The 16880-nt window shown below is 63.9% G+C and carries 17 protein-coding genes; 14 read left to right on the top strand and 3 right to left on the bottom strand.

What is annotated here, in order from left to right:
- Positions 1–2: 2 nt before the first annotated feature.
- From ACNEOT_RS17985 to ACNEOT_RS17935, 11 genes are all read left to right on the top strand, one after another.
- Complete coding sequence (locus tag ACNEOT_RS17985; RefSeq protein ID WP_415975685.1) at positions 3–992, top strand: ABC transporter permease; 990 nt, start codon at positions 3–5, stop codon at positions 990–992.
- A complete protein-coding gene (locus ACNEOT_RS17980) occupies positions 989–1771 on the top strand; it encodes an ATP-binding cassette domain-containing protein (protein WP_037194425.1) in 783 nt (260 codons plus the stop codon). The genes ACNEOT_RS17985 and ACNEOT_RS17980 overlap by 4 nt, the downstream gene beginning before the upstream one ends.
- Positions 1752–2675 carry a PfkB family carbohydrate kinase gene (locus ACNEOT_RS17975; protein WP_415975683.1) on the top strand — a complete coding sequence of 308 codons (924 nt, stop codon included), beginning with the start codon at positions 1752–1754 and terminating at the stop codon, positions 2673–2675. Before ACNEOT_RS17980 ends, ACNEOT_RS17975 begins: the two co-directional genes overlap by 20 nt.
- Positions 2665–3315 (top strand): nucleoside/nucleotide kinase family protein, encoded by a 651-nt coding sequence (locus tag ACNEOT_RS17970; protein ID WP_415975681.1) that lies wholly within the window; start codon positions 2665–2667, stop codon positions 3313–3315. Before ACNEOT_RS17975 ends, ACNEOT_RS17970 begins: the two co-directional genes overlap by 11 nt.
- A 42-nt stretch (positions 3316–3357) precedes the next feature.
- The gene (locus ACNEOT_RS17965; RefSeq protein WP_415975679.1) at positions 3358–4392 is read left to right on the top strand and encodes a LacI family DNA-binding transcriptional regulator; all 1035 of its coding nucleotides are present in this window, start codon (positions 3358–3360) and stop codon (positions 4390–4392) included.
- Between the two features lie 8 nt (positions 4393–4400).
- Positions 4401–5423: a class II fructose-bisphosphate aldolase gene (gene fbaA, locus ACNEOT_RS17960; protein ID WP_415975677.1), complete on the top strand. Its 1023-nt coding sequence runs from the start codon at positions 4401–4403 to the stop codon at positions 5421–5423.
- Positions 5424–5517: 94 nt separating this feature from the next.
- Positions 5518–5925: a YciI family protein gene (locus ACNEOT_RS17955; protein WP_415975675.1), complete on the top strand. Its 408-nt coding sequence runs from the start codon at positions 5518–5520 to the stop codon at positions 5923–5925.
- An 8-nt stretch (positions 5926–5933) separates the two neighbouring features.
- Positions 5934–7070, top strand: a complete 1137-nt coding sequence (locus tag ACNEOT_RS17950; protein ID WP_415975673.1) for an RNA polymerase sigma factor — start codon at positions 5934–5936, stop codon at positions 7068–7070.
- A gap of 136 nt (positions 7071–7206) precedes the next feature.
- On the top strand, positions 7207–8172 hold the full coding sequence (locus ACNEOT_RS17945; RefSeq protein ID WP_415975671.1) for an alpha/beta hydrolase: 966 nt from the start codon (positions 7207–7209) through the stop codon (positions 8170–8172).
- Positions 8173–8250: 78 nt separating this feature from the next.
- A complete protein-coding gene (locus ACNEOT_RS17940; protein ID WP_415975669.1) occupies positions 8251–8466 on the top strand; it encodes a DUF2945 domain-containing protein in 216 nt (71 codons plus the stop codon).
- 196 nt (positions 8467–8662) lie between these two features.
- Positions 8663–9883 carry a ricin-type beta-trefoil lectin domain protein gene (locus ACNEOT_RS17935; protein WP_415975667.1) on the top strand — a complete coding sequence of 407 codons (1221 nt, stop codon included), beginning with the start codon at positions 8663–8665 and terminating at the stop codon, positions 9881–9883.
- On the opposite strand, the gene ACNEOT_RS17930 is transcribed toward ACNEOT_RS17935, so the two are convergent.
- Both ACNEOT_RS17930 and ACNEOT_RS17925 read right to left on the bottom strand, forming a co-directional pair.
- Entirely contained in the window at positions 9865–11871 is a 2007-nt protein-coding gene (locus ACNEOT_RS17930) for a hypothetical protein (protein WP_415976353.1), read from the bottom strand. The genes ACNEOT_RS17935 and ACNEOT_RS17930 overlap by 19 nt on opposite strands.
- 41 nt (positions 11872–11912) lie before the next feature.
- The gene (locus ACNEOT_RS17925) at positions 11913–13154 is read right to left on the bottom strand and encodes an ATP-grasp domain-containing protein (RefSeq protein ID WP_415975665.1); all 1242 of its coding nucleotides are present in this window, start codon (positions 13152–13154) and stop codon (positions 11913–11915) included.
- A gap of 458 nt (positions 13155–13612) precedes the next feature.
- Here ACNEOT_RS17925 and ACNEOT_RS17920 point away from each other — a divergent pair, with 458 nt between their 5' ends.
- The 3 genes from ACNEOT_RS17920 to ACNEOT_RS17910 are packed head-to-tail and all read left to right on the top strand — an operon-like array spanning position 13613 to position 15913.
- Positions 13613–14911: a ricin-type beta-trefoil lectin domain protein gene (locus ACNEOT_RS17920; protein ID WP_415975663.1), complete on the top strand. Its 1299-nt coding sequence runs from the start codon at positions 13613–13615 to the stop codon at positions 14909–14911.
- 56 nt (positions 14912–14967) lie between these two features.
- A complete protein-coding gene (locus tag ACNEOT_RS17915) occupies positions 14968–15309 on the top strand; it encodes a GNAT family N-acetyltransferase (protein ID WP_415975661.1) in 342 nt (113 codons plus the stop codon).
- A 28-nt stretch (positions 15310–15337) separates the two neighbouring features.
- The gene (locus ACNEOT_RS17910; protein WP_415975659.1) at positions 15338–15913 is read left to right on the top strand and encodes a hypothetical protein; all 576 of its coding nucleotides are present in this window, start codon (positions 15338–15340) and stop codon (positions 15911–15913) included.
- On the opposite strand, the gene ACNEOT_RS17905 is transcribed toward ACNEOT_RS17910, so the two are convergent.
- Entirely contained in the window at positions 15910–16842 is a 933-nt protein-coding gene (locus ACNEOT_RS17905; protein WP_415975657.1) for a DAPG hydrolase family protein, read from the bottom strand. The genes ACNEOT_RS17910 and ACNEOT_RS17905 overlap by 4 nt on opposite strands.
- Positions 16843–16880: the final 38 nt, after the last annotated feature.

Here is a 16880-nt window from a genome sequence, read left to right as displayed (position 1 = left end):
TCGTGAGTACAGATACCGTCGCGCCTCCCAAAGCATCGAGCCGGTTCAACGTGGGGACCATCCTGCGTGAACCGTTGCTCGGGCCCCTGGCCGCGCTCGTCATTGCCATCATCGTCTTCAGCTCGATTTCGAGCTCGTTCCTCAACCCGCAGAACGTTTCTCTGATTCTGCAGCAGTCTGTGGTCGTCGGCATTCTCGCCGTCGGCCAGACCCTGATCATTCTCACCTCCGGTATCGATCTGTCCATCGGCGCGGTAGCGGTGATGGGCACCATCGTGATGGCGCAGTCGGCCGGGGCGAACGGCCCTGTGGTGGCGCTGGGTTCGACGCTTGCAGTCTGTGTGGCGTTCGGCGCGATCAACGGCGGGTTGGTGACGGTTCTGCGATTGCCGCCGTTCATCGTCACTCTCGGCACGTTCACCGCCATCCAGGCGGCCACCAGATTGCTGGCCGGCTCCGAGACGTACCAGGTGCCGAGCGGACCGCTCACGCTGCTGGGTACCTCGTTCAAGATCGGTAGCTTCTCCACGACGTACGGCGTGGTGGTGATGCTGCTGGTGTACGCCGTGATGTGGTACGCGTTGTCCCAAACATCCTGGGGCAGGCACATATACGCGGTGGGCGGTAGCCCGCAGGCCTCGGACCGCTCCGGCATCAAATCCGGTCGGGTGCTGTTCTCGGTCTACATCGTCACCGGTGTGATCGCAGCGATCGCGGCATGGGCAGCGCTCGGTCGGATCCCCAACGCCGACCCGAATGCGTATCAGAACGCCAACCTCGAAACGATCACCGCGGTCGTCATCGGTGGAACCAGCCTGTTCGGTGGCCGCGGCACCGTCATCGGGACTCTCATCGGAACTCTGATCGTCGGGGTGCTGCGCAACGGGCTCACCCAGGCCGGCGTCGACAGCCTGTATCAGAACGTCGCGACCGGAATCCTCGTCATCGTCGCGGTGGCCGTCGATCAATTCGCTCGTAGGAGGTCACAGTGAGTGCCACCCTCGCACTGGAAGCGCGCGGTCTGGTCAAGACCTACGGCAGCGTGACGGCTATCAACGGTGCAGATTTCGAGCTGCGGGCCGGTGAGGTACTGGCGGTGATCGGCGACAACGGTGCCGGAAAGTCCAGTCTCATCAAGGCTTTGGCCGGAGCTGTCATTCCGGATTCGGGTGAGATCCTGATGAACGGATCACCGGTGTCGTTCAAGAACACGCGCGACGCGCGGGCGGCAGGCATCGAGACGGTCTATCAGGACCTGGCCGTCATCCCCGCCCTGGACATCGCGTCGAACGTCTACCTCGGCCGTGAGATCAAGCGCAAAGGCATCAGCGGCAGCCTCTTTCGGCGGTTGGACATGCCGAGGATGCGCGAGGAGTCCTCGAAGCATCTGCAGGACTTGAAGATCGGTATCAAGTCGGTCAATCAGGCCGTCGAGACCCTGTCCGGTGGGCAGCGTCAGGGCGTAGCCGTTGCGCGAGCAGCGGCATTCGGACGCGGGGTGATCATCATGGACGAGCCGACCGCCGCACTGGGCGTGCGCGAATCGGGCATGGTGATCGATCTGATCCGCACGATCCGCGACCGGGGCATACCGGTGGTGCTCATCAGCCACGACATGCCGCACGTCTTCGAGGTCGCCGATCGGATTCACATCCACCGCCTCGGTAAGCGCGCGGGTGTGGTGGACCCGAAGAATCGCACGATGTCCGAGGTCGTCGCACTCATGACCGGTGCCGAGGAGCCGACCGACGATGAACGCGCCGGCCTCTGACACTGCACCTCCGGTAGGGGTTTTCGTCGGGCTGGCGACACTCGATGTCATTCATCGAGTGTCGGCGGCCCCGGCCGCGAACCAGAAGATCACCTCGAGTGCACAGTTCGTCGCGGCGGGAGGTCCTGCTGCCAACGCGGCCGTGACGTTCGCCGCGCTGGGCGGCACGGCCGTGCTCGTCACCGCACTCGGCGACGACCCGGTGGCCGCGCTGGTGAAGGCCGACCTGGCTGCGTTCGGTGTGCTCGTGATCGACGCGGCCGAGGGTGACCCCAGGTCGGTGCCCGTCTCGGCGGTAACGGTGATCGAGTCGACGGGTGACCGATCGGTCGTCTCGGCCGACGCCGTGAACTCCGAAGCCTCGCCGCCGGAAGGTCTCGCGGCAGTCGTTGCCGGTGCCGACGTCGTTCTCGTCGACGGGCACCACCCCCTGATCGCCTGCGCCGCCGCGGAACATGCGGCGGCGCGGGTTACCACGTTGGTCGTGGACGCCGGTCGCTGGAAACCGGTGATGAGCGAGCTGATGCCCCGCGCTACGGACATGGTGTGCTCGGCGGACTTTCGCACTCCCGGCACCTCGGACACGGCCGCCACTGCCGCGGTCCTCGTCGGGTCCGGCATACGCACCGTCGTCACCACCCACGGCGGCGAGCCCGTCGAATGGTGGTCCGCGGGTTCGTCGGGATCGGTCGATGTCCCGCCGGTCGCAGTGGTCGATACAGTGGGCGCCGGGGATGCCTTCCACGGCGCGTATGCGTACTACTCGACGCAGGAATGCTCCCTTCCGGAGCGCATCGACAGGTCGGCTCGTGTTGCGGCACTGCGTTGCTCGATGATCGGCCCCAGAGCGTGGTTACGCGCACTGTCAACCAACGGACTCGAAAGCGACAACGGTGAGCACTGACCAGGACGTACACGAAGCCACCCTCCCCGAACTGGTGGAGCTGGCTCGAAAGCTGGCCGTTGTCGGTGAACGGCGCATACTCGGGCTGACGGGTGCGCCCGGTGCCGGAAAGTCCACTGTGGCGCAACAACTGGTCGACGCCTTGGGGCCGGAGCTCGCAGTGTTGGTGCCGATGGACGGATTTCATCTCGCCAACGAGGTGTTGATCGACCTGGGTCGCCTCGATCGCAAGGGTGCCCACGACACTTTCGACGACGGTGGCTACGCGCGTTTGATCCAAGCGATCCACGACCAGCAGCCCGGCGATCCCCTCGTGTATGCGCCGCGGTTTCGGCGCGAGATCGAAGAGTCGATCGGGTCGGCTGTTCCTGTTCCCTCGAACGTTCCGCTCGTGGTCACCGAGGGCAACTACCTGTTGATGGAGTCCGATGCCTGGCCCGCTGCGCGCGCGAGGATCGACGAGGTCTGGTTTCTGGCTCCGCACACGAGAATTCGGCACGAGCGGCTCGTGGCCAGGCACGAGGCATACGGTAAGTCGCACGAGGACGCAGAGTTCTGGGCACTGGGCTCGGACGAACGCAACGCAGAACTGATCGGATCGACTGCGGGCCGTGCCGATCGAATCGTGCGCCTGACATGACGGTGCCGCAGGCCCGTTCACGACAGCCCCGGGCCCACTGACATGCCCACGATGGACGATGTCGCGCGTATCGCCGGGGTCTCGGTATCGACTGTCTCGCATGTGCTCAACGGCACCCGCAACGTCAATCCCGCCACGCGGCAACGCGTCGACGCGGCGATACTCGAGATCGGCTACCGGCGCAACGTCGTCGCTCGGTCGCTCGCGGCAGGTCGAACCCACACTGTGGGACTGTCGATCGCCGCGTTGACCAACCCGTATTTCGGCAGCCTGGTCCACGCCGTCGAACGGCGGTTGTCCGAAGCCGGCTACGTGTTGATTCTCGGTGATTCGCACGACGAGCCCCGGTCCGAGCGCAGGGTGACGGACTCGTTGCTGGACCGTCAGGTCGACGGCATGATTCTCGCGCCTGCAGCGGGCTCGGAGTTTTCGACGATTCCCGAGATCGTCCGCAGCGGAACGCCTCTGGTGTTGATCGACCGGATGCTCGATATTCCCTGCGACCAGGTGGGCCCGGAGAACGACGCGTCGGCGTACGAGCTCACCACCCACCTGCTCGACGCCGGCCATCGACGCGTCGCAATCGTGCGAGGCATCGAGGGAATTTCGTCCACGGCCGAGCGATTCGACGGCTATGCCCGCGCACTGGCGGATCGAGGAATCGAGCTCGACCCCCGTCTGGTTCTCGACGGTCGGTCCAACGTCGAGGTGGCGGAGTCTCGGGTGCGTGAGCTCATGGCCGGACCCGATCGACCGACGGCTCTGGTCTCGATGAACAACTCGATGACCATCGGTTCTCTCAAAGCTGTTCGTAGCCTTGGTTTGTCGATCCCCGAGGACCTCGCCTTCGTATGCTACGACGACTTCGAGTGGTCTGATCTGTTCGAGCCCCGGCTCACAGCGGCGGCGCAGGACGTGCAGACGATCGGCCGAACCGCAGCGGACCTGCTCCTCGGCCGCATCGAGGGGCGCGAGGATGCGCCCCGATCGATTCGAGTACCGACCACCTTCAACCATCGAAATTCCTGCGGCTGCACTGCAACACCAGCCGACATGCCGACCGCACCCGAAAGATAGGACAGCTCATGCCGATTGCCAGTCCGGACCAGTATGCCGCGATGCTGGATCGAGCCAAGGAAGGCGGGTTCGCGTACCCGTCCATCAACGTCACCGGCTCGCAGACGCTCAACGCGGCGTTGCAGGGATTCGCCGAAGCCGAGAGCGACGGCATCATTCAGGTGTCGGTCGGCACCGCGCTCTATCTGTCCGGCAATGCGGTGCAGAACCGTTTCGCCGGATCCAAGGCCCTCGCTCAGTATGCCCACGAAGTTGCGCAACACTATTCGATCTCGGTGGCTCTGCACACCGATCACTGCCCCGCCGACAACCTGGACGATTGGGTGCGGCCGTTGCTCGACGACGCGATCGAACGACGCGGCCGTGGCTTGGAACCGCTGTATCAGTCGCACATGTGGGACGGATCGGCAGTGCCGCTCGACGAGAACCTGCGTATCGCACGCGAACTGCTCGACCTGTCGGTGGAGGCGAACACGATCCTGGAGATCGAGGTCGGCGTGATCGGCGGTGAGGAAGACGGGGTATCGCACGAGATCAACGAACAGCTGTACTCGACCGTCGACGATGCCCGCGCCACCATCGCTGCGTTGGGTGCGGGGGAGCGCGGTCGGTACATGACGGCGTTGACGTTCGGCAATGTGCACGGCGTCTACAACCCCGACTCGGTGCATCTACGACCGGAGATTCTCGACGAGATCCAGTCCGTCGTCGGTGCCGAGATCGGGCAGGACAAGCCGTTCGATCTGGTGTTCCACGGCGGCTCGGGATCGAGCGGCGCGGACATCGCCTCCGCAGTCGCCAGCGGGGTGATCAAGATGAACATCGACACCGACACCCAGTACGCCTTCACCAGGTCCATCGCAGGGCACATGCTGAGCAAATACGACCAGGTGCTCAAGGTCGACGGTGAGTACGGAAACAAGAAGGCGTACGACCCCAGATCGTGGGGCAAGCCGGCCGAGACGGCCATGGCGGCGCGCGTCGTCGAGGCTACGCAGATGCTCGGTTCGGCCGGACGCACGATGCGCTGAGAAGTTTTTCCGTCAGTGTGTCGAAATTCGCGTATCGGTTTCGTCCCAGGGTCGAATGCGGCAAGAATGGCCGCATCGAACGTCAGGAGACACCATGGCGAAGTACCTCATGCTCAAGCATTATCGCGGGGCCCCCGAGCCCGCCGACTGGATCCCGATGGACCGGTGGACCCCGGGTGAAGTGCACGATCATATTCAGTTCATGCGGGACTTCGCCGCCGAGCTCGAGAAGTCCGGCGAGTTCGTCGACGCCCAGGGACTTTCTCCCGAGGGCACGTGGGTGCGATCGGATGGAGAAGGAAAGCCGCCGGTCACCGACGGGCCGTTCGCCGAGACCAAGGATCTCATCGCAGGCTGGATGATCATCGACGTCGACACCTACGAGCGCGCGCTCGAGCTCGCCGGAGCGCTGTCGGCAGCGCCGGGCGCAGGTGGAAAGCCGATCAACGAGTGGCTCGAGTTGCGTCCGTTCATGGAGGCTCCCGACACGACGGCCGACTGAGAACCGGCATGGATGTTGCGGCGCTGCGGGCACTGACGCCGGCAGTCATCGGCGTCCTCGTCCATCGCGGAGCAGATTTCGCGTCGGCCGAGGACGCCGTGCAGGAGGCGTCGGTGCAGGCTGCCACGACATGGGCCGAGGGTGCGCCTGCCGATCCGAAAGGGTGGCTCGTCACCGTCGCGTGGCGCAAGTTTCTCGACGCGCACCGTGCAGAGAAGGCGCGCCGGGACCGCGAGGACCGATTCGCCGCGCAACCGGAGCCCGACACCGTCGTCGGCGTCGACGACACTCTGCAGTTGTTCTTCCTGTGCGCGCACCCCTCGCTCGGTCCGGCGGCAGCGGTGGCGCTCACGCTGCGTGCCGTCGGGGGATTGAGTACGCGGCAGATCGCGGAGGCGTACCTGGTGCCGGAAAAGACCATGGCGCAACGCATCAGCCGCGCCAAGCGGACGGTGCGCGACGTGCGTTTCGACGCGCCCGGTGATGTTCGGACGGTGCGCCGAGTGTTGTACCTGGTCTTCAACGAGGGGTACACCGGCGACGTCGATCTGGCGGCCGAGGCGATTCGATTGACCCGGCAGCTGGCCACGCTGTCGAACGACGAGGAAACGGCCGGACTCTTGGCGCTGATGCTGCTGCATCACGCGCGTCGCTCGGCGAGAACGGGAACCGACGGGCAGCTGATTCCTCTGGCCGAGCAGGACCGATCTCGTTGGGACACAACGCTGATTGCGGAGGGGGTGCGGATTCTGCAGGCCGCACTTGCCCGAGATCGGTTGGGCGAGTTCCAAGCTCAGGCGGCCATCGCCGCCCTGCACGCCGACGCGACGCGGGTGGAGGAGACCGACTGGGTGCAGATCGTCGAGTGGTACGACGAGCTGCTCGCTCTCACCGACAGTGCCGTCGTACGACTGAATCGAGCGGTGGCGATCGGCGAGGCCGACGGCCCGGTGGCGGGGCTCGCAGCATTGGCCGAGGTCGATCCGGCCGTTCCGCGACACACTGCGGCGGCCGCGTATCTGCACGAGAGGGCCGGTGATCTGCTGGTTGCCGCCGAGTTGTACGCGGAGGCGGCGGAGAAGGCGTCGTCGATCCCCGAGCGGCACCATCTGACAATGCAGGCCGCGCGGATCCGAGCCACGTAGACCCGTCCGAGCACGCGAACGGACCGATCGGTTTCGTAATCCGATCGTTAGCGATCGAAAGCTGAATCCGTGCAACCCTCGTATGGTGCTGAAGTTACGTGTGGGGCAGAAGAGAAGGATCCGAACTTGGTCCGCTGTGGTCGCGACGGCTGCCGCGGTGGCGTCGATGCTGCTGACCGCAACGCAAGCGCATGCGTTGCCCGGCTCGGGATCGGCCGACGTCGCAGCGGGAGCAGTCGGCATTCATCAGGTGTCTGCGACCCGCGCTGTATTGAACGTGTTCTCCCCGTCCATGAATCGCGTCGTCTCCAACGAGGTACTGCACTCGCCGGGCGGTGGCCCCGCACCCACTCTCGTTCTGCTCAACGGAGCCCTCGGCAACGAGGACGGTGTCGGGTGGCTCAACAACTCGGGAGTCGAACGCTTCTTTCTCGACAAGAACGTCACGGTCGTCGCACCGATCGGCGGCCGCTTCAGCTTCTACACCGATTGGCAGACAACGGATCCGGTGCTCGGCAGCAACATGTGGCAGACCTACCTCAGCCGCGAACTGCCCGCCGCCGTCGATGCCGCCTACGGATCGACCGGCAAACGCGGTGTGGCAGGGCTGTCGATGAGTGGCGGTCCTGCATTGGACCTGGCGATCCAGGCTCCGGATGTGTTCGACGCGGCCGCGTCGTTCAGCGGGTGCCCCGCTCCGTCGAATCCGCTTGCCACCGCTGGTATTTCGGCGATGATCGCCGGTGGTCTCAACAACCCGTTCAACATGTGGGGGCTGCCGGGGAGTCAGGGTTGGCGTGACCACGACCCATCGCTCAACGTCGAACGGTTGCGGGGGACTGCGGTGTACGTCAGCTCGTCCCGCGGGCTCCCCGGACCGGTCGACCGTATCCCCGAAGGCGCCGTACCGCCGTTCGGCGGGATGGCGGTCGAAGCGATGGTGAACTACTGCACATCGATCTTCGTCGACGCTCTACGCCGCGCCGACGTGCCTGCGACGGTGTCCATGCGTGAAGAGGGCGCGCACACCTGGCCGCTGTTCGAGGATCAGCTGCGCGAGGCCTGGTACACCACTCTGGCACCGGCTCTCGGAACCAGCTGAAGGGGTTGGTCGAGCGGTCCCTGGGTAAGCGCGTTCGAGATGCAACCGCGCAGCACCGTTGGAAAGGACCACCCGAACATGTCGAAGGACGAACTGCACAAGGGCGACAAGGTCGAATGGAAGACCCACGGAACGAAGACCGAGGGAACCGTAGTGGAGAAGATCACCTCGGAGACCGAGGCAGCCGGTCGGACCGTGAAGGCGTCCAAGGACGAGCCGCAGTACCGAGTGGAGAGTGACAAGTCCGGAAAGGACGCAGTGCACAAGCCCGACGCGCTGGAAAAGAAGGACTGAGCCAGGTTTCTGTGCTGTAAACGGGTTGCCTGCCGACTATCTGTACGCTCGAAAGTACGGATCGTCACTTTTGGAGGCAGAGATGGGGACGACCCCGATGCGAATTCGGCGCGGAAGATCGCGTGCTCGTCGGTCGAGAGTTGGTATATCGCGAACGAGGCGGCTTCGTACCGGGTTCGTGTCGGCGGCGGTCGTCATGGCTCTCGTGACCGGATGTGGACTGTTCACCGGCGACTCAACCCCGACCCAGCCGTCCGTGGCCACCTTCACCGGTCAGGTCGAATCGGCCGACCGGTACTGCCTCGAAGGTGATCCCGCCGAGGAGGGTCGGTCGGTGCAACTCGCGGCATGCAACGGTACGCAGGAGCAGCAATGGGTTGCCGAAAGTGACGGCACCGTTCGTACACAGTCGCAGTGCTTGACTCCGGACAACGCCGACCCCGCAGCCGACACCGGGGTTGTCCTCGACAGCTGCGCCGAGGAGTCGGTTCGAGAGTGGACCGCCGGTGATTCGGGATCGATAACCCTCACCGGAACGACTCTGTGTCTGGCGAGCAAGACCGCAGGCGGTGGCGCGCAGAAGCCGCCGCCGGTGGCGCTCGCAGAGTGCGATGGCTCTTCTTCGCAGACGTGGAAACCGGTGGCCGCCGCGGTTCCGAACGCCGACAACCCGGGCGGGATCGCTGCGCCCACCGGTGATCTGCCGGGATGGAAGCAGATCTTCGTCGACGAGTTCACCACACCGTCAGCCACCGGCAGTTGGGCCAACAGCTGTGATCCAGCGAAGATCGTCTACACCGGGAGCGAAGGCCAGCAATGGCGTACCTACCCGTCGTGCTATCCGGACACGTACGACAAGCGTCCGTACCGACCCGACGCAGTTCTGTCCACCGACAACGGTGCGCTGGAATATCATCTCGGACAGGTCGACGGGATGCCGGCCGGCGCGAGCATTTCCCCGGTGATCGGTGGCGAAGGTCAGTACCAGACGTACGGTCGATACACTGCCCGGTTCAGAGTCGATTCGCCGGACCTCTCGGAGTACTACGCCGCGTGGTTGCTCTGGCCGCGGTCCGAGAATTGGCCGTACGACGGCGAATTCGATTTTCCGGAGGGATCGTTGTCGGGCAATGTCGGAGGATTCCACCACTTCTCGGGCGATGGGTCGTGCGCGGACGGGTGCAAGGAACCTGCTACCGACATCGGCGCGAAGTTCACCGACTGGCACACCTACACCATGGAGTGGTCGCCCGGCAGAATTCGCTACATCCTCGACGACACTGTTGTTCTCGACTCCACCGACCACGTCCCGTCGACGCCCATGCGCTGGGAATTGCAGACCGAGACCAAGGGCGACGGAGACAGCCAAGGCAATCTGATTCTCGACTGGGTGTCCGTCTACTCCTGGACGGGGTGATACGCCGCCCGAACCGATCGTTCTGTGCCCCAACTTCGTTCGATGAAACCTACGATCCGTTCGATATCGTCCGCAGGGATCTTCTCGGGCTCGCCGTGCTCGAGTGGATCGGTATGAAAAATGTAGACCCGCGAAGCGAACTGGTCGAACGGTAGCGAGCCCTCGCCTGCGCGTTCGCCGTTGCCCGCAGTTCCGACGACGACCCCGTCGCCCCAGTCCTGCCCGCTGTCGTTGTTCGGGTTGAAGAAATACACACGCATGATCCCGTCCGGGTCGGGAGCCACGCGCAGGATGGTGATCGCATGCCACCCCACATAGCGTGCGGCACTGTCGGTTACGGCAACACCAGCGGGCTGAGGGTGAATAAGCGGTTGATGTCCGTTGTACTCCGGGTGGTACGCCGCATGAAACTGTCGGAGAAATGCGTCCAAGTCCACGAGATTCCCGGTGGCGACGTCGACGTCGATGTGGAATTCGCGTGCGGACCACCATCCGTGGAACTCGGGATTGACCCAGCGGTGCGGGTCGCCAGGACGGTCTGCGCATCGCCGGACCATCTCGGCGTAGATGCGATCGAGGTGCGGGACCAACAGCAGCGACACCGGGTCCAGGTCCACCGGATCCGAACTGGCGACGCCACTTTCGCTCTCGGTGGACGAGAGCGGTCGGCCTTCGAAGTGCATGACGATCTCCTCGTCACGCGCCGCCCACACCACCATCTGCAGGAGGTAGTCGGGATCGTTGTACGCCCACATGGACAGCGCCCGCGCCGACTGGCATGTCGGATTGTCGCCCTGGCCGACCCCGAGGGGTTGCCCGAGCATCGCCAAGAGTCCGCCGAGCAGCCGTGACTCCGGCGCGGGGACCGGTCCGAACGTGGTGATCAGTCGTTCCCGCACCGCAGGAGCAAGTTTCAGCGAGATCTGCCGCCAGAGTGACGGGACGATCGGCGGTTGATGGAGAATCCCCCGATCGAGCAGCAGCGCCAATCCATAGAGGCACTGCGCTGTTTCGGGATACACCGTCTCCTCGATGAGACGATGGACCAATTCGGGGTACCGCGTCAGGCAGGTGCGCCCGGTATCGGACAGGCCGAGCGCCTCGGGCAGCACGTACGAGTGGTGATCGACGAGATACTGAGTCAGCGTCGCGTGGTACGGCGAGACGAGACCGGTGTCGTGCATAGCCCGAGCGAATCCGCGAGCCTCGAACTGCAGAGCCTCGACGTCCATGGCCTCGAGGCGAGACCGGTACACCTCGACGCCCGGGTCCTCTCGGCAGGCGTCCGTGGTGCCGAACAGGGCCGTGATCAAGCGATCCAAGCCCTGCCCGGACGTACCGAGGTCGACGGTCGGGTCGTCGCGATAGATTGCGATTCGCGTGACCATGGACTTGATGGTGTCCACCTGAATCGGGCGCTGACGCAGAATTCGCCAGATCTCCTCGACCAACTCGTCGAGCACGCTGTCGTACCCGATCTGCTGTGCGACGTACCCGAACAGATCGCGGATAAGATGTGCGGTGCGGCCCAGGCGGACTCGTTCCGACTCCGACGGCGGAGTGAACAGTACGTCGAGGTTCAACGCGAGCACCTGCGAGAGGAATCTCCGCGCGTCCTCGGCGGTCACGGCGGGGTGGTGATATTCGCCGGCGACGATTGCGACCATGCGGAGCTCGCTGGTCGCCTCGAGCACCACGGTGTCGTCGTTGCCGCTGCGCAGGCTCGGTCCCACGAAGCCCGGGACGAGAATGTCCGGCGTGGCCCAGTCCGAACCCGCGAACAACCCTGCGTCCTCGAGCAGCGCCGCACGTTCGCGTACTGCGTCACAACCACCGGGCTGCAACAACACTCGATGCAGACCGTCGAGTACCCGTCGCACCTTGGTGCTCTTGCTGAACTCGGGTGCGTCGGCCAGTGCCTGCGTCGCGTGGTCGAGCTGCGCCAGCCTCGACACCAGCGCCTTGTCGACCGGTGGCGAGTCGTTCATCGTCTGCGTCGTGGGTTGTCGGTCGTTGCCGAGTTGCTGCTTCACACGTAGAAGTCCAGTTCTTCCTGTTGCTTGAGCAGATCGCGCATCCGGTACGGATCGTCGCCGAAGAAGTACAGCAGGCCCCAGTGGGTACCGAATGCCGTTCTCTTGGTGACGGTTTCCTCCACCGGAGCCGACAGGTCGTTGGTCTCGTAGTAGTCGTCGTCCGCGGTGACCTCGGGGATGACGAGATCGCTGACGACGCGTCGACGCGGGTAGACGCCGAAGCATCCGGCGTGACCGGTGGCGTCCACCACTTCCTTCGGGAAGAAGGCGTCGATCTCTTCCTCGGTGGTCTTCGGGTCGAACGCCAATGCGAGGCCCTGGTACGCGTTGAACCCGTAGGCCCGCTCGAGCAGCTCGAACACCTTGAAACCTGGTGGGCGGTAGGCAACCTCACCGAAGTACATCTCGCCGTCGCTGGTGACGAAGTATTCGGGATGGATGAAGCCGAACTCGATGTCGAAGGCCTTGATCAGCTTCTCGATCTGCACCGTGATCTGCTCGCGGTACTTCTCCAGCTCGGGTGTGGCAGGCACGAACACCGAGTATCCGAGCGTGACGTACTCGGAGATGTTGAGGAACTTGATCTTGCCGTTGTGAATCCACGCTTCGACGGCGAACTCCCACCCGTCGAGGTGCGATTCCATCAGCACCGGAAACTCCTCGTCCGGGATGGAGTCGACTTCGTCGGGCGTGCGAATGACGCGATGGCCCAGGCATCCAGCCTTGTCGAACGCCTTGAGGTGGATCGGGTCGTTCGGGTCACCGTCGAGTTTGAGGAGCGTCTGGTTGACCCGACGCAGGAATCGAATGACGTCCTCGCGGTCGTGGGCTTCCTCGAAGATGCCGACGCGAATGCCGCCCAGCTGGGCGCGACGCTTCATCAAGGCTTTGTCGCGCAACAGCATCGCCTGGCCGAACAGTCGTGGGTTGCCCAGTAGTACCGAATTGATGGCTCCGGCCCATTCGACCGTCTCCTCGTAGAGCGGTATCGCGACATCCACGCCATTGTCCTGCAGCGTTTCGGCGATCTCGAGCGACCGATCGTTGAGTCGCTCGAAGTTCCACGGGAGGTAGGGAATGTCGTGCTCGGTGCAGTACGCCTCGGCCCATTCCGGGGCGACGACGACGTACCGTCGATCGAACTTGTCCAGTGCTTCCACTGCGGCCAAACTCCAGCCCAACAGTGCTACGAAGCCTTTGTTCGGGTCTTTCTCCAGCCGCTCTGGCTGAGCCATGAAGTTCCTTCCCCTTGATGATTCACGGTCGAGGTCCTTCGTTCCACCGTACAGAGGGCATCCTCCGTCGTTTTACGGGCCCGGCGCTCGCGGAGGTGGTCGACGGTGGTCGTAGTCCTCGAACGAGGCGGATCGTGAGGTCATCCGAGGATGTTTCGATGCCCTTTGCATACCGAAAGAGTGCAATCGGCACGAAAACAATCTCTTACAATGTTCGAGCGGGCGAATTCCGAATGTGTGCTTCAAATGATTGAAATTAGCAATTGATTTAACTTTGAATTAATTTATCGTACCGGTCGTATTTGTTTGAATCCTAGCCGCTACCAGCCGAAATGGACCAATAACGATTTTCCTACCTAAATCCGATGGCGGTACATATGATCTGATTCGCCGGCAATAGTTTCGAGCGAATTGCCACACACCCATCGTGAAGTTCAGTCGCATAGAGGGATGAACCCATGACTGTTTCGTACCGCTCTGTTCTGAGGCGCTCGCTTGTCGTCCTCGGTTCGGCCGTACTACTTTCGGCATTCGTCGTTCACGTACCCAGAGCCGAAGCGGCGACTGTCGGTCCCATCAAGACATCCGCCGGTTTCTGTCTGGACAACAAAGGCGGCTTGCTCACCGAGGGCAATCCGGTTCAGATCTGGGATTGCAACGGCACCGGAGCGCAGACGTGGAGTGGCACCGAGGACGCGACGATCAGGGTGCAGGGCAGGTGTTTGTCGCCGACGGCGGGGTACATGGGTGCCGGCAACAAACTGACCACGTCCACCTGCACTGGCAAGCCTGCCCAGCAATGGTCCATTCGCGGGGACGGTTCCATCTCGCTGCTGCAGAAGACCAGCCTGTGCATGCAGAATCCGAAGGAAGCGAACGGAAGCCGGCCTACATTGGCGACCTGCAACGGGTCGGCCGCACAGAAGTGGGTCACCGCGACCACCCCGTTCCCGACCACGCCTCCCACGACACCGCCTCCGACGACACCACCCCCGACGACCGGTACGAATCCGAGCGGTGTGGCCGCACCGGTGGGCAATCTTCCGGGTTGGAAGCAGATCTTCGTCGACGATTTCACCAAACCGTCCGCCGTCGGATCGTGGGCGAACGACTGTGACCCAACCAAGATCGTGTATACCGGTGCGCAAGGGCAGAATTGGCGGACCTATCCCAAGTGCTACAAGGACACGTATCAGAAACGGCCGTATCGAGCCGATGCGGTGCTCTCCACCCACGACGGTGTACTCGATTACGGATTGCACAACGTGGACGGAGTTCCGGCCGGTGCCAGCGTGTCACCGGTCATCAACGGGTCGAATCAGAATCAGACCTACGGTCGATACACGGCACGCTTCAAGATCGACTCGGCGACGTTGGCCGAGTACTACGTGGCGTGGCTGCTGTGGCCGCAGTCCGAAAGATGGCCCACCGACGGAGAAATGGACTTCCCCGAGGGCAGCCTCGCGGGCCAGGTCGGCGGGTTCCATCACTACTCGGGTGCCGGGTCGTGCGTCGGTGGATGTCAGGACGTCGCGCGGAACATAGGGGCGAACTTCACCGACTGGCACACGTACACGATCGAGTGGTCCCCTGGTCGAGTGCGATACATCCTCGACAACACCGTGGTGCTGGACAGCACCAAGTGGGTCCCGTCGGGCCCGATGCGCTGGGAACTGCAGACCGAGACCAACGGCACGGGAAAGAGCAACGGACATCTGCTGCTCGACTGGGTTTCGGTGTACAGCTGGGTAGGCTGATCGCATCGCTCACCCGCAAGTAGGTGCGGGTGAGCGTCTTTCGAGGGAGGAGCCCCATGACCGTCGACAAAACCGGTGCCGAGGTCGAGATCACGCAGCAGGCGGATCGTTTCACCGTCTCGGTGGAAGGCGCGCAGGTCGGTTTCACCGAGTTCGTCGACGACGAACAAGGCAGGCGCATCTTCTTTCACACCGAGGTGGACGCGGCTTACGGCGGGCGCGGCCTGGCTACGATATTGGTGCGGCAAGCCCTCGATGCCACCCGCACCGAGGCCAAGCGGATCGTTCCGATCTGTGTGTTGGTCGCGGCGTACGTCGGAAAGCATCGGGAGTACGACGACATCGTCGAGCCGGTGACGGACGAGATCCGACAATGGCTCGCGGACCGGCAGGGCTGAGCGGCCGGTCCGTGCAACGATCTTCTGCATGAGCGACGCAGAGCCCCGCATCCGAAAGACCCGGCTCTATCGCCGGTTGGTCACCCGCTCGGGCGGTCCGCTCGAGCCCGCGCGGGCGGCCACGAGGCTCTCTGCCTACGTCTACGGAAACATCCTGATCCTCGCCGCGGTCGCGGCGTCGACACCCGCGTCGATCGAACACGGAACGGCAGCGGTGCTGGTTCTGGCCACCGCGGTGACGACATTTCTGGCGCACGTGTTCGCGGATTTCGTTGCTGGCAGCCAGATTCCCGAAGCGCACGGTGATGCAACCGACGAACAGCGCAAGTTCAAGGCCATCGAGGAACTCCGAGACGCCGTACCCATCCTCAGTTCCGGCACCATTCCCGCGCTGATGCTTGCCCTCGGCTGGCTGTCCGTGCTCCCGGCGCAGTGGTCGGAGCTGCTCGCCGGCGGAGTCATCGTGGTGCGCATCGCCACAATACAGATCGTCACGCAGCGAATTCGAGGCAATCCGTTGACTTTTCGCGCCTTTCTGGGTGGGCTGGCGACCGCTGCGGTGGCTGCGCTCATCGTCCTCGCCAAGGTCTTTCTCGGCCACTAGCTCCCGAACTCGTCGTACAGTTCCGGTAGGAAACCGGCGAGGTGGTTCATCTCCTGCCCGCAGTGCAGCATCAGATCTCGGGCGAGATCGAGTCCGAGTACGAGATCGGTCGGATCCACCGACGCCCCGCGTCGCACGGCGCATGCAGCCTGCTTGACGTCCGGTACGTGCAGCCCACGCAGATTCAGGTAGAAGCGGCTACGCATCTCGGCACCGCCGTCGACGGGCCGAACCTGGTGGGCCAACCAACCCAGGTCCACCGGCGCAATGGAGCTGCCGACTCGGCCGAGGACGATGGTCTGCTCCGGAGGAACGACGAACCCGTGCGCGATCGGATCACGAAAGCCGATGCTCAATTGCTGCAGCTTCGGCCCGACGTATTCGTCCACGAACGTCGTGTTGCCGACGTACTTGGCCTTGTCGGGTATGTCGAGTGCGGTCCGATCCTCGGCGAGGTCGGCGTAGAGGTGGGCATCGGGGTGCCACAGCTTGTAGCGCGCAGCCTCGGTGGAATGCCAGCCGAACCACCAGTCCCACATCGCCGCCGTCACCCGCGGCATCACGGTGCGAACTGCCACGAACGTCGTCCCGTCGGCTCGCCTACCGTAGCCGGTCTCGATCGCGGAGTAGCCGGTGGGCGCGAGATCCGTTGTGATGGAATCGAATCCGGGCACCGAGTCGACTGCGAGAGCAGGTCCTGCGTGGGCGTCGGCGACCACCACCGGCGTCGGACTCGTTCGGTCCGCCATGTACCGGGCATACGGCCGATCTCGGTCGGCATCGCGATAACCCTGGTAGCGCTCACCGCATTCGTCACCCGAGCCGGTCGCGGGAGCCGCTATCGCCTTGGTTGCCGGGCCCACGACCGCCACCGTCGCCGCCACCGCCGCTCCCACCATGACCTGGCGGCGTGTCGGTCCCCGGCTCATGGCTCCACCCTACTCAACATCTGTTGAGGATAGGACTC

Origin of the sequence: Rhodococcus sp. 077-4, assembly GCF_047782425.1 — a bacterium.
Classification (GTDB): Bacteria; Actinomycetota; Actinomycetes; order Mycobacteriales; family Mycobacteriaceae; genus Rhodococcoides.
Note: the sequence above shows the minus strand (reverse complement) of the source record. Positions and strands in the feature narration are given on the sequence as shown.

Coding starts and splice junctions, on each gene's coding strand:
- ACNEOT_RS17940 (WP_415975669.1), top strand. CDS start 8,251: ATGTCGAAGGACGAACTGCACAAGGGCGACAAGGTCGAATGGAAGACC.
- ACNEOT_RS17925 (WP_415975665.1), bottom strand. CDS start 13,154: ATGGCTCAGCCAGAGCGGCTGGAGAAAGACCCGAACAAAGGCTTCGTA.
- ACNEOT_RS17950 (WP_415975673.1), top strand. CDS start 5,934: ATGGATGTTGCGGCGCTGCGGGCACTGACGCCGGCAGTCATCGGCGTC.
- ACNEOT_RS17955 (WP_415975675.1), top strand. CDS start 5,518: ATGGCGAAGTACCTCATGCTCAAGCATTATCGCGGGGCCCCCGAGCCC.
- ACNEOT_RS17935 (WP_415975667.1), top strand. CDS start 8,663: ATGGCTCTCGTGACCGGATGTGGACTGTTCACCGGCGACTCAACCCCG.
- ACNEOT_RS17910 (WP_415975659.1), top strand. CDS start 15,338: ATGAGCGACGCAGAGCCCCGCATCCGAAAGACCCGGCTCTATCGCCGG.
- ACNEOT_RS17915 (WP_415975661.1), top strand. CDS start 14,968: ATGACCGTCGACAAAACCGGTGCCGAGGTCGAGATCACGCAGCAGGCG.
- fbaA (WP_415975677.1), top strand. CDS start 4,401: ATGCCGATTGCCAGTCCGGACCAGTATGCCGCGATGCTGGATCGAGCC.
- ACNEOT_RS17975 (WP_415975683.1), top strand. CDS start 1,752: ATGAACGCGCCGGCCTCTGACACTGCACCTCCGGTAGGGGTTTTCGTC.
- ACNEOT_RS17905 (WP_415975657.1), bottom strand. CDS start 16,842: ATGAGCCGGGGACCGACACGCCGCCAGGTCATGGTGGGAGCGGCGGTG.
- ACNEOT_RS17965 (WP_415975679.1), top strand. CDS start 3,358: ATGCCCACGATGGACGATGTCGCGCGTATCGCCGGGGTCTCGGTATCG.
- ACNEOT_RS17920 (WP_415975663.1), top strand. CDS start 13,613: ATGACTGTTTCGTACCGCTCTGTTCTGAGGCGCTCGCTTGTCGTCCTC.
- ACNEOT_RS17930 (WP_415976353.1), bottom strand. CDS start 11,871: ATGAACGACTCGCCACCGGTCGACAAGGCGCTGGTGTCGAGGCTGGCG.